General features: G+C 69.8%; 12 protein-coding genes. 5 read left to right on the forward strand and 7 right to left on the reverse strand.

Going from position 1 to position 11,245, the window contains the following annotated elements; all coding sequences use genetic code 11:
• Window positions 1-230, reverse strand: a 230-nt coding sequence (locus VF697_RS40160; RefSeq protein WP_331103585.1) for an aminotransferase class III-fold pyridoxal phosphate-dependent enzyme, incomplete at its 3' end; no start/stop codon positions are given.
• Between the two features lie 122 nt (window positions 231-352).
• Between VF697_RS40160 and VF697_RS40165 the strand changes: the two genes are divergently transcribed.
• The 3 genes from VF697_RS40165 to VF697_RS40175 all read left to right on the forward strand — a co-directional run bounded on the left by VF697_RS40165 (window position 353) and on the right by VF697_RS40175 (window position 3,494).
• Window positions 353-814: a hypothetical protein gene (locus VF697_RS40165; protein WP_331103587.1), complete on the forward strand. Its 462-nt coding sequence runs from the start codon at window positions 353-355 to the stop codon at window positions 812-814.
• A 212-nt stretch (window positions 815-1,026) separates the two neighbouring features.
• Window positions 1,027-1,827 (forward strand): acyl-CoA desaturase, encoded by an 801-nt coding sequence (locus VF697_RS40170; RefSeq protein WP_331103589.1) that lies wholly within the window; start codon window positions 1,027-1,029, stop codon window positions 1,825-1,827.
• A 152-nt stretch (window positions 1,828-1,979) separates the two neighbouring features.
• Entirely contained in the window at window positions 1,980-3,494 is a 1,515-nt protein-coding gene (locus VF697_RS40175; RefSeq protein WP_331103590.1) for a hypothetical protein, read from the forward strand.
• A gap of 12 nt (window positions 3,495-3,506) precedes the next feature.
• Here the strand turns inward: VF697_RS40175 and VF697_RS40180 are convergent, their stop codons facing one another.
• The 3 genes from VF697_RS40180 to VF697_RS40190 are packed head-to-tail and all read right to left on the reverse strand — an operon-like array spanning window position 3,507 to window position 6,405.
• Window positions 3,507-4,961, reverse strand: a complete 1,455-nt coding sequence (locus VF697_RS40180) for a DHA2 family efflux MFS transporter permease subunit (RefSeq protein ID WP_331103592.1) — start codon at window positions 4,959-4,961, stop codon at window positions 3,507-3,509.
• 35 nt (window positions 4,962-4,996) lie between these two features.
• Window positions 4,997-5,710, reverse strand: coding sequence for a Coq4 family protein (locus tag VF697_RS40185; protein WP_331103594.1), 714 nt, complete (start codon window positions 5,708-5,710; stop codon window positions 4,997-4,999).
• Between the two features lie 50 nt (window positions 5,711-5,760).
• Window positions 5,761-6,405 (reverse strand): helix-turn-helix domain-containing protein, encoded by a 645-nt coding sequence (locus VF697_RS40190; protein WP_331103596.1) that lies wholly within the window; start codon window positions 6,403-6,405, stop codon window positions 5,761-5,763.
• Between the two features lie 200 nt (window positions 6,406-6,605).
• Here VF697_RS40190 and VF697_RS40195 point away from each other — a divergent pair, with 200 nt between their 5' ends.
• On the forward strand, window positions 6,606-7,796 hold the full coding sequence (locus tag VF697_RS40195; protein WP_331103598.1) for a GNAT family N-acetyltransferase: 1,191 nt from the start codon (window positions 6,606-6,608) through the stop codon (window positions 7,794-7,796).
• Here VF697_RS40195 and VF697_RS40200 read toward each other — a convergent pair.
• Together VF697_RS40200 and VF697_RS40205 are read right to left on the reverse strand one after the other, a co-directional pair.
• Window positions 7,793-8,326, reverse strand: coding sequence for a hypothetical protein (locus VF697_RS40200; protein WP_331103600.1), 534 nt, complete (start codon window positions 8,324-8,326; stop codon window positions 7,793-7,795). The two genes, VF697_RS40195 and VF697_RS40200, sit on opposite strands and share 4 nt — an antisense overlap.
• Before the next feature lie 39 nt (window positions 8,327-8,365).
• On the reverse strand, window positions 8,366-9,337 hold the full coding sequence (locus VF697_RS40205; RefSeq protein ID WP_331103602.1) for a hypothetical protein: 972 nt from the start codon (window positions 9,335-9,337) through the stop codon (window positions 8,366-8,368).
• Between the two features lie 265 nt (window positions 9,338-9,602).
• On the opposite strand from VF697_RS40205, the gene VF697_RS40210 reads away from it, so the two are divergent.
• Entirely contained in the window at window positions 9,603-10,292 is a 690-nt protein-coding gene (locus VF697_RS40210) for a suppressor of fused domain protein (RefSeq protein WP_331103604.1), read from the forward strand.
• A gap of 188 nt (window positions 10,293-10,480) precedes the next feature.
• On the opposite strand, the gene VF697_RS40215 is transcribed toward VF697_RS40210, so the two are convergent.
• A partial coding sequence (locus VF697_RS40215; protein WP_331103606.1) for a neuraminidase occupies window positions 10,481-11,245 on the reverse strand: 765 nt, incomplete at its 5' end.

The raw sequence follows: 11,245 nt of genomic DNA on the forward strand, positions 1-11,245 counted from the left end.
CCGGCCTGCTCGGTGAGCGCGCGCACCAGCCTCGGGTGCCGGTGCCCCAGCGTGGACACCCACCACGAGCCGTTGGCGTCCAGGTAGCGCGTGCCGTCCGCGTCATAGAGGTACGGCCCCTCGGCGCGCACCACCACCAGCGGATCCGTCTTCGCGATGTACTCGTCCATCGCGGTGTACGGGTGCCACACGTACCGCTTGTCCAACGTGACGATGTCCGCGCGCTCCATGCCGGTTGCTCCTCCCGATGCGCGGCCCTCCCTACCACGCTCTGCCCGCGCTCCAACACTCGCGCGTGGACGGGCCTCCCGAAGCTGGCGCGCCCCTCCTGGGGAACGCTAGACAGAAGAGCTTGAACCGAAAGCACTCCTCCCTCCCGCTGGCCCGCACCGCGCTCCTGGCGATGCCCCTGGCCCTCTTCGCCTGCTCGGACAAGTCGGAGCAGAAGGCACCCTCCTCGCCCTCCGCGGCCACGGTCTTCCAGGACTCGCCCCCGGCCGAGCCCCCTCCCGCCTCACCGGGGACCTCCGCCGCCGCGCAGGGCAACCCACCGCCCGCCAAGACCGGGCGGACCCCGGAGCAGCTCTTCTTCGACCTCGGGTGCAAGGCCTGCCATGGGCCGGGCAGCTCCTACGCCGCCGTGCTCGCCAACACTCGCGGCAAATCCGCGGAAGTGGTGGCCATGTGGATCCTCGATCCCCAGAAGGTCCGTCCCGGGACGATGATGCCGAGCTACGCCGGCCGCATCTCCACGGCGGAAGCACTCGCGCTCGCCCAGTGGCTCAAGGCGGGCAACCCGGCTCCCGAGGAATAGGCCGAAGCGGCCCGCCGCTTCCACTTCTCAACGCTCGGGCTCACCTCGCGCCGCGTCAAACCGAGACATGGCGGGTCCGTGTTTCAGGCCACGAACATTCGGCTGCCCGGTGCCCTGCCGTTGGCCGGCTTCGTGCGGGGCCGTGACAGTTTCATGATGAAGCCGTGTGTACACCCCATGCGTCCCTCCCTCTCTCTCGCGAGGACAGACACATGGTCTACGCCTTCTTCATCTCGCACTGGCTGCTCTGCGTGCTCATGCAGAGCCTCTTCCTGCACCGCTACGCCGCGCACCGCATGTACACCATGGGTCCGCGCACCGAGCGCGCCCTGCACCTGCTCACCTACCTGCTCCAGGGCTCCTCGTACCTGTCGCCGCGGGCGTACGCCATCCTCCACCGCCAGCACCACGCCTACTCGGACACGGAGAAGGATCCGCACTCGCCCCACTACTACCGGGACGTGGTGCGGATGATGCTCTTCACCAAGACGCGCTACGAGGCCTACGTCCACGAGCGCGAGCAGCCCGAGCCTCGCTTCCTCGGGGGCTACCCTGAGTGGCCTCTCATCGACCGCACGCTCGCCCAGTCGTGGCCGATGACCCTCGTATGGGTGGGCCTCTACACCGCCTTCTATGTGGCCTTCGCCACCGCGTGGTGGCAGTTCCTGCTGCTGCCCATCCACTTCCTCATGGGCCCGGTGCACGGCGCCATCGTCAACTGGTGCGGCCACAAGTACGGCTACCGCAACTTCCCCAGCAGCGATAAGTCGCGCAACACGCTGCCCATGGACCTGCTCACCATGGGCGAGCTCTTCCAGAACAACCACCACCGCTTCTGCATGAGCCCCAACTTCGCCGCGCGCCGCTGGGAGTTGGATCCCACGTGGCAGGTGATGCGCGTGCTCGCCTGGGTCGGACTCATCCAGATCGCCACGCCCCAGCGCGCCGTGTACCCCGACCCCCGGCCCCAGCAGACCGGCGAGCCCACCCACATCGAGGCCCAGACAGCCTAGCCACCCGGGGGGTGGGAGGCGGGATGATGAATAAGGAGGCGCCCCCCTCCGTCCGGGCAGCCGCCATGCGTCTCCAGCTCCCGGTTTCGCGCCTCTCCCCTCTGCTCGCACTCCTGGTGTTGAGCGGCTGCAACACCGCGTACCGAGAGGCCATGGCCCTCGCCCGAGACGCGGCGATCCGCGGTGACTTCATGACCGCGGCCCGCGCCTATCGGAATGCCTGCGCCGCCAGGCCCGAGGACGAGCTGGCCTGCACGCGCGTCCCCCTCTTCGCGGAGAAGGCCACGGCCCAGGCCATCGCGGAGGCGCGCCCTGCCTGCGAGGCGGGTGACCTCGACCGGTGTCTGCCTCCCCTCCTCGCGGCCTGGGACCTCATCCCCCACCACCCCGAGCTCTCCTCCCTGTTCGAGAAGGCCAGCCAGCTCCACACGGAGCGCTGCGCCCAATGGAGCCTGGACGGCCCGCTGAACGCCGCCGTCACCGGGCTCGCGTGTCTCCAGGCGCGCGGCCGTCAGTTGCCCGTCTCGAGCTACCAGACGCACCTCGCCGCGAGCGCGAGCCGGGTCGCCTCGCGTTTCGTGGACCTCGCGCTCACCGCCCAGGGGCAGAACCACGCGGGCGCCGCCACCGTGCTGTGGTCCACGGCGCAGTGCCTCGCCCCCGGCGAGAACCTGGCCCCGCGCGTCGAGCGCTCCCGCCAGGACTTCCTCGGCCCGAGTGCCATCCCCGTCGCCATCCGGCTCGACGGCTCGATGCCACCCCCGGTCTCCTCCGCGCTCTCCGGCGTGTGCGCCTACCTGGCGACGGGACTGCCGCCCTGGGCGCGGTGCGCGGGGAGCGAACCGATGCCCGGCCAGCCCGAGCCGCTCCAGCTCCAGGTGGACGCCGTCATCCAGCACCCCGCGAAGAGCCGCGCCGAGGACGTCCACACCGTGCGCTACGTCAGCGGCACGGAGGAGGTCCGCAATCCCGACTACACCACCGCCAAGGAAAACCTCGCGCTCGCCGAGAGCGACCTCCAGAGTGCCCGGGAGAAGCGGAAGGAGAAGGACGCCGCGTGCGAGAAGGCCCAGGAGAAGCACGAGGCCACCTGCGTCACCTGCCCCACGCCCAGGTCCCCCTGCGAGGAGGCCCGGGATGCCGCCTCGGACGAGAAGACCGCCGAGAGCGCTCGCGACGAGGCGCGCGGAACCTTGAACCGCACCCACGCGACGGTGACCGTGGACGTCTACGACGACTTCACGTACTCGGTGTGGACGCACCGCTGGGTGTCGGGCTTCCGCTTCACGCTCCAGGCGAGCACGCCGTCCTCCCGCCCCGTCCAGAAGGTGGGCGAGATGCGCTTCGAGGACCGGGAGCACGTGGGCTTCCAGCCCGCCGGGCTGGTGGCGGATCCGCTGGTGGTGCCACCCCCGCAGGCCTACGCGGACATCTTCCTCCAGCAGCTCGCGCCCCAGGTGTTCGAGGCGGTGAAGCGGGACAGCATGGCCCGCGGAGCTGTTCGCGGGGCGCAGTGCGGCGCGCTCCCGGCGGATGGGAGCGTGTCCTGGGTGCAGTGCTGGGCCGAGGCCTCGCTCTGGAAGAACGGGCAGGAGCCCCAGCCCACCGAGCTCCTCCAGCTCCTCGCCACCAGCGTCGACGCCTCCGCCCAGCCCCTGTGCCGCTGAGCCACCAACGCCCTATCGTGCCTCCACGGGGGCCTCGAGCACCGCCCGCTGCTTGCGGACGCCCAGGCTCAGGGGCACCGCCACCAGGGCGATGAGCGTGGCCACCAGGTAGACGTCGTTGATGCCCTCCACGAACGAGAACAGCTCGATGTGGCGGCGCTCCGTCAACCCCTGCCGCACGAGCACCTCCGCCTCTCGGGTCGCGAAGGTGGACAGGAGCGATGTGAAGATGGCGATCGAGAACGCCCCGAACACGTTCCGCAACCAGTTGCTGATGGAAGAGGCATGGCCGCTCAGCTCGCGGGGAATCTGCTCCATGCCCGCGTTGCTGGCCGGCATCATGGAGAGCGAGATGCCCACGTTGCGCACCAGCATCCACACCAACACGTAGACGTGTGAAACCTCCGGCGTCAGCCGGCTCAAGGCATACGTGCCTCCGGCGATCAGCAGGACGCCGGCCACCATGAGCGTGCTCGGGCCGAGCGTGCCGTACAGGCGCCCGACCAGGGGCATCAGGAGCGCCATGGCCAGGGAGGCCGGCAGAAGGATCAATCCCGTCTCCAGCGGCGTCACCCCCTGGATCCTCTGCAGGAACAGCGGGATGAGGAACGCGCCCGAATACAGGCTGATCGTGATGATGCTCGAGATGATCAGCGTCACCGTATAGCGGCCATTCGCGAGCACACGCAGGTCGAGCAGCGGAGCGCTCGTCCTCAACTCCCTGACGATGAAGACGACCAGTGACAGCGTCCCGAGCAGGAACAGGGACACGGTCCTCACCTCGGTCCACCCCCAGGCCCTCCCCTGGCTCAGGGCGATCAGGAGCGACAGGGTGCCGGTGATGACGGTGAGCAGTCCGGGGAGATCGAACGCCTTGGGGACCTGCAAGCGGTAGAAGGGAATGGTTCGCAGGGCCAGGCCCACGGCGACGAGGCCGAGCGGAACGTTGATGAAGAACAACCATCGCCAGTTGCCCAGGGTGATCAACCAGCCCGCGAAGGTCGGCCCGAACGCGGGAGCGAGCATCGCCGCCAGGGTCCAGAGACTGGCGGCCAGCGCCTGCCGCTCCCGGGGAAGGAGCTGGTAGATGAGCGTCATCGTCACCGGCGAGATGGCGCCGCAGAACGCGCCCTGCAGGAACCGGAAGGCCACGAGCGAGCCCGTATCCCAGGCCACCCCACACAGCACGGACGTGAGGATGAAGCCCACCAGGCTGGCCACGTACACCCATTTGAAACTGAAGCGTCCGCCCAGATAGCCGGTGAGCGGCGCGCTCGTGCCCATGGCGAGCATGAAGCCCGTCAGGGTCCACTGCAGCAGGGAGAGCTCGGCACCGAAGTGCCGCTGCAGCTCGGGAATGGCGATCACGATCGTGCTGGAGCCCAGCACGGACATGAACGACCCGACGAAGAGGGCGAACATGAACGGCCAGAAGCGGGTGGCTCGCGGCTCTTCAGGGGGGTGCATGGGCTCTGGTTATGCCATTGGGTCCATCCGCACCGTCAATTCATCCGCTCCGCGGGGGCGCACAGCCGCGCGCGCAGCGTGGCCACGGGAGTCTCCCAGTGGTGCTCGAACCAGAAGTCGAGGAACAGCGGGGACGCGCGGCCACAGTGGTACGCGGCCCACACCCGCCGCAGGTACGCGGACCGCCCGACGCCGGACTGCGGGTCCTTGAGTTGTCCGAGCGTGCCGACCAGCAGGATGAGCACCGCGGTCCGGATCCCCAGGTTGCCCAGGACCCACGCCTGCAGCTCCATCTCGCCCACCACGTCCGTGCCGTAGCCCGTCAGCACGTGCAACAGGTCATGCGTCTCGCGGTAGCGCTTGGAGATGAAGTCGATGTCGTTCCTGAGCTCGAGCGTCGTCTCGAAGGGGGAAATCTTGTTGTCGCGGAAGTAGCGCGCGAACGCATGGCCGAGCGTTCCCGCCGGCAGGCGCTCGAGCGCGTCCAGGTCCAGCTCCTTGCCCTGCAGGGAAGGCCGAGCGGACAGCATGCGGCGCCCCTCCTCGCCGCGCTGGAGCCGCTGGACGAGCGAGGCGTAGACTTCGAGGTCCAGGCAGGCATTGAGCACCTGGCCATAGGTGGGATTCCCCTCGTTGCCCCTGATCACTTTCAGGATCTGGGTCGCCACGCGCAGGCGGGTGAACAGGGAGGCATTGTCGGGCAGGGACAGGGTCTCGGGGTCGAGCTGGCTGACCTGATTCGCATTCATCCGCACACATCCTTTTCGGTTGTTTCAGACGTCTGGACGGCTCGGTCGCGTCACCGCCGGGCGGAGACGGGGGCCAGCCACACTCCGACGAGCGCGTCGACCAGTCCGGCCGCGGTGGACTCCCACGTCGAGCGGGGCATCGCGGTGCCCGCGTGCAGCGCGCGTTCCCGCTCGGCGCACATGTGCACGATCATCCACCGGCTCATGTTGCTGCGCTCCTGCCGCACCTCCTCGGGCAGACGCGGGACCAGCCGGAACATGCCTTCGATGGTCTGCTGCAGCGACCGCGTGGAGACCGTCTCGTTGACCACGAGCTCGCGAAAGGAGGGATGGGTCGTCACCTGGGCGATGAACCGCGCGTACCAGGTGGGGCTGCCCAGCGAGGCGAGGTAGTCGGTCATCGGCCGCACGAGGCAGGACACCCAGTCGTGCAGGTCGGGCGAGCCGGTGATCTCCGCGAGCATGTCGGTCCGCCGCCGCTCGATCGACTCGGCGTGCCGGCGCACGATGGCCACCACGAGGTCATCCTTGGAGCCGAAGTGGTAGCCGACGGCGAAGTTGTTCGATTGGCCCGCCGCCTCGCTCACCTGACGGTTGGAGACCGCCTCCACCCCGTACTCGGCGAACAGCCGCTCCGCGGTGACGAGGATCAGCTCGCGGGTCTCGCTGCCCCGGTCGGACTTGCTCGAACTCACGCGAGAAGAGTTAAGTCGGATGACTGAAGAAGTCAATTGACTTAAATCAATGCCAAAGAGAGGAGGCGACCTGGCCGGTGGGTTCCAGGAGTAGACTTTCCCAATAAATCCAGTGGGTTGAGCCTCGGCTCCTACCCGGTCGCACGGGGAGGAGAGGGGCGCACGGCGAGCATCGCGGGCTCGCGTTAAGAAGGTCTCCCGTGGCCGACGACTCCCCTCTCCGCCTCCGCCTCCTCGAGTCCATCACCGACGTCCCCGCCTCGGCCTGGGACGCCCTGGCTGGACCCGAGGCCCCGCCCTTCATCCGCCACGCGTGGCTCGCCGCCATGGAAGAGAGTGGCAGTGCCCGACTGGAGACGGGCTGGGAGCCCCAGCACCTCACGCTCTGGCGTGGGAAGAAGCTCGTGGCCGCCTCGCCCGCCTATCGCAAGCACCACAGCATGGGCGAGTACATCTACGACTTCGCCTGGGCCAGCGCCGCCGAGCGGCTCGGCATCGAGTACTACCCGAAGCTCGTCGTCGGCGCCCCGCTCTCCCCCGCCACCAGCCCGCGCTTCCTCATCGCCGACGGGGAGGACGTCCCCGCGCTCCGAAAGGCGCTGCTCCAGGCCGCCATCGAGAGTGCCCGGGAGAGCGGTTGCTCCTCCGTCCACGTCCTCTACCCCCGCGAGGACGAGGCGGACATGCTGGAGGAGGCGGGGCTCGCGCGCCGCATCACCCTCCAGTTCCAGTGGAAGAACCCGGGCTATCGCGGCTACGACGACTACCTCGCCCGCTTCGACTCCAAGCGTCGCTCGCAAATCAAGCGCGAGCGCGCCGCGGCCGCCGCCCAGGGCATCGTCATCCGCACCGTGCGCGGCCAGGAGCTGGGCCCCGAGCACGCCCGGCGCGCCTACGGCTTCTACGAGGCCACCTGCTCGAGCCGGGGGCCCTGGGGGCAGGTGCAGCTCAACCAGGGCTTCTTCGAGCGCGCCTTCAAAGCACTGCCGGAGACGGTGGAGCTCGTCCAGGCCGAGCGCGGCGGCAAGGTCATCGCCGGGGCCTTCAACCTCGCCACCGCCGAGCGGCTCTACGGCCGCTACTGGGGCTGCACCGAGGAGCACCCCTTCCTGCACTTCCACGTGTGCCTGTACCACTCGGTGGACGAGTGCATCCAGGCCGGGCGCAAGGTGTTCGAGCCCGGCGCGGGCGGGGAGCACAAGATCGCCCGCGGCTTCGAGCCCACCGCCGTGCACAGCGCGCACCTGCTCTTCGACAAGACGCTCGACAAGGCGGTGCGCGACTTCCTGCGCCGCGAGCACGCCCACCTGCGCCCCGCCGTCGAGCAGGCCGAGCAGCTCGCCGGCCTCAAGCCCTGGCCCCTCCCGGGACAGGGCCGGGCCACCGGTTAGTAGCGCACGTCCAGGCTCGGCAGCAGCAGCCGGGCCTCGCCCTGGGCCTGGAGCGACTGCCCGAGGTCCAGGTGCACCACCGCGTGGCCGCGCTCGGCGAGGTAGGCCACCGGCGCCTCGAAGCGCAGCGGCGCCACCCGCGTGTCGATGACTCCACCGCCCGAGGCGCCCTCGTAGCCGCCGAAGTCGTCGAACTCCACCGCCACCTTCACCCGCTCCACCCCGTCCGGCACCACGAAGCGGCCGATGAGGTGCGAGTGCTCGGGGTCCGTCAGCTCCAGCGCCTGACGCGTCTTGAGGCGGGTGGCCAGCGGATCTCCGTCCACCGTGGTGACAGTGATGCGGCGCACCTGCACGAGCGCCGAGTCGTAACCGGGAGTGTTTACCCCCCTGAGGCGCAGCTCGAAACGCTGGCCCTGGAGCTCCTCGGGGAAGTCCGGGCGGGGACCGGTGGCCTCGCGCGACGGCTCCCCGCAGCCCGCGAGACAGAGGACGGCCGCGCCGAGCGCGGACAGCATCAGCTTCTTCATGGCGTGTGTTCTCCTGGAAGGCGTGTGAGGGAAACGGCGCTACCGGCGCACGGGCTCCGTCGGGTCGGCGGCGATGCTCGCGGCGTGCGCCGGCGTGGCCCGGCCCGCGTCGAAGCCCTGGGGCAGCGGCTCGCGCGTGCCCGCCTCGTTGGTGCGCCGCAGCTCCGTGGCGAGGCGCGCGGTGCCCTCGTTCCCCCGGGTGCGCAGCGTCCGCAGGGCCTCGTCGAGCGCCCGGCTCCGCTTCTCCTCATTCCCGAAGAGGCGCTCGTTGCACGAGGCCACCAGCGCCTCCCGCGCGAGCTCGAAGCGCCCGGCGTCCGTCTCGCTCCGGGCCTCGCCATTGCGGTCCAGGCCGGGACTGGCCCACAGCAGGCCGAGCGCCTGCTCCAGCGACTCCACCCGCGCCACGCCCAGGTCGATGCGGCCCCCCGCGAGGCACTGCTGGAGCGCCCCCTCGTGCACCTTGAAGAAGCCCGCGTTGCGCGAGGCCCCCGGGGCCACGGGGTTCCCCTCCGAGCAGTAGGGGTCATGCGGCGGACAGGTCATCTCGCAGTCGACGAAGGGCTCGCAGCAGGTGACGCGCGCGGCGCACTGCGTCTCGCCCAGGGCCCACTTCACCCGGAGCGCGCTGTCGAAGTGTCCGTCATCCTTGCCGTCCGTGGCCGCCAGCGCCTGACAGGCCTCGGGAGACGCCAGCTTCACCTCGAAGGAGCTCTCCTTCTCCTGCCCCACCCCGACCGCCAGCGGCGTCTGGAAGGGGAAGCGGAAGCCCTGGGGCTCCAGCAGCGGGTCCTCCACCACGTCGGCCACGGACTCGCCCTTCGGGTGGATGTTCTTCAGCTTGTACTGGATGCGCAGCGTGGCCGGGAACCTCGTCACCCGGGGGGCCTCGTCCGTCGGCTTCTCGCCCTGAATCTGGACGCGCTTCTCACAGGTGAACTCGTGGGCACTCGCCGCCCCCGCCCCTCCCAGCACCGCGGCCATGGCCACGGCCTTCCATCCCCTCTGCATAGCGTTCCCCCGTGTGTGGACCCGAGCGCCCTGGCGACTCGTCCCCCTGTTCCCCTTCACGACCCATACCGGGCGCTCCACTCCCCACTTCGTCCACCGGAAGGCGCTGCGTGGGTACAGCGTGCGACAGGGGTGCTCGCCTGCCCGCCCTGGGGGTGGGAACGGTGATTCCCAGGGTGGGAACGAGGTTGCCCACCATGGAACCGGACACGTCCCTGTGAATGGAAAGTGAATCGCGGGAAAAAACCCGTAGAGTCCTCCCGCTATGAAAGCGCCTGAGACAGAAGCGGACTTCCTGCAGTGGTACGAGGACTGCTGGGCGGATCGGGACGAGGTCGAGTACCCCAAACTCTTCGGAGCCATCAGCGAGGAGGTCTACACGCTGGAGCAGAGTGGAGCACTGGAGGCCTGGTTGGAGAGTGACCTGGCCGAGGTCCAGGAGGTGGATCCCAACTGGGGCGGGATGGGCGTGCGCGTGGCGCCCCCGAGCCCGGACTACCCCTACTGGACGTACGTGACGAGCGGCCTGTCCAACCCCTTCACGGTGGCCCCGGGCCAGGAGATTGAAGCGGGCCGGCCGAGCGGCATCGGCTACGAGATGGTCATCCACACGATGGAGGAGGCCCGGTGGCCAGTGCTCCGGTTGCTGGACATGATGGCCTACAACCTCGTGTGCATGCGGGCCTTCGCCATGGGGCACCGCTACCCGGTGGAGGGCACGCTGGACGGCAGCCCCGAGACGAAGCTCAACGGCTTCGTCTTCGTGAAGGACCCCTCGCGCCCCTCGCACTTCCAGCTGGAGTCGGGGAAGGTGGAGTTGCTCACGCTGGTGGGCGTGACGAAGAACGAGATGGCCTTCTCGCGCTCCAACGGCATGGAACGGCTGATGGCGAAGCTGGAGGCCGCGGGCACGGGCTACATCACGCACACCAACCGCGAGCAGGTGCAGCTGTAGGTCCGCGACGGCAGTGGCACCCGGCCATGTCAGGGCCGGGTGCTACACGCGTCAGTGGACCATGACCTCCAACACCCAGACCCTGCAGAGCACCTGGGCGGCCCTGAAGCTGTTGGGCTGCACCCTGGTGGGTTCGGTGGTGGGAGCGCTGCTCATCACCACCTTCACCTCGTGAGGCGGCTCGCCGTTCAGCCCATGCGGCCGTAGACGGCACCGCCCACGTCCACACCCACACCCCACTCGCGGCCGGCGATGTCCACCTGAGGACTGATCGGCAGCGAGTGGTTCGACCACGTCCGGCCGCCGTCCTCGCTCTGATGCAGGGCGAGGTCGGGGCCCTTGGACGGGTCCGCGTTGCGGGTCAACAGGCGCAGCACGCCCTCGGCGGCGACGAGGCGCAGCGGCTCGCGGCCCTTGGGCAGCGGCTCCAGCCAGCGCACCTCGGCGCCCTGACGCTCGCCCACCCGGGCCTGCCCCTCCACCACGGCGGCCACGAAGGCCCCCTCCACGTCCACCACGCGGCTGGCGCCCGCCACGTCCTGCTGGCGCCACGAGGCACCGCCGTCCGTGGTGAGGGTGAGGCCCTTGCCCAGCAGGGCCACGCCGCCCTCGATGCGCCGCAGGCGCTCGGTGTGCGGGTTGCGCTCGCCCTCCAGCTCCAGCTCCGTCCACGAGGCGCCACCATCCGTGGTGCGCCCGAGGAACCAGGCGCCCAGCACCCAGACCTCGTTGGCACCGACCGCCAACACCTGGGCGAGGCTCGGCGCGCCCACGGGCCCGCGCGTCTGCCACTCGCGGCCGCCGTCCGCGGACAGCAGCAGGTGGTAGTCCGAGCCCGAGCCCGAGGGCTTGAGCGTGGCGCCGATGGCCACGCCCAGCGAGCCGTTGCAATCCAGCGCCTGAATCCAGCCCGGACCCTCCCAGGCCTTCGTCACGGCCCCGGCGGCGATCCG

The sequence above is a fragment of the Archangium sp. genome, assembly GCF_036388035.1.
In the GTDB taxonomy this organism is placed as follows: Bacteria; Myxococcota; Myxococcia; order Myxococcales; family Myxococcaceae; genus Archangium.

What these genes read in the sequence shown, in the direction of transcription:
- VF697_RS40170 (WP_331103589.1), top strand. Translation starts at nt 1,027, where the DNA reads ATGGTCTACGCCTTCTTCATCTCGCACTGGCTGCTCTGCGTGCTCATG.
- VF697_RS40175 (WP_331103590.1), top strand. Translation starts at nt 1,980, where the DNA reads ATGGCCCTCGCCCGAGACGCGGCGATCCGCGGTGACTTCATGACCGCG.
- VF697_RS40180 (WP_331103592.1), bottom strand. Translation starts at nt 4,961, where the DNA reads ATGCACCCCCCTGAAGAGCCGCGAGCCACCCGCTTCTGGCCGTTCATG.
- VF697_RS40185 (WP_331103594.1), bottom strand. Translation starts at nt 5,710, where the DNA reads ATGAATGCGAATCAGGTCAGCCAGCTCGACCCCGAGACCCTGTCCCTG.
- VF697_RS40200 (WP_331103600.1), bottom strand. Translation starts at nt 8,326, where the DNA reads ATGAAGAAGCTGATGCTGTCCGCGCTCGGCGCGGCCGTCCTCTGTCTC.
- VF697_RS40205 (WP_331103602.1), bottom strand. Translation starts at nt 9,337, where the DNA reads ATGCAGAGGGGATGGAAGGCCGTGGCCATGGCCGCGGTGCTGGGAGGG.
- VF697_RS40210 (WP_331103604.1), top strand. Translation starts at nt 9,603, where the DNA reads ATGAAAGCGCCTGAGACAGAAGCGGACTTCCTGCAGTGGTACGAGGAC.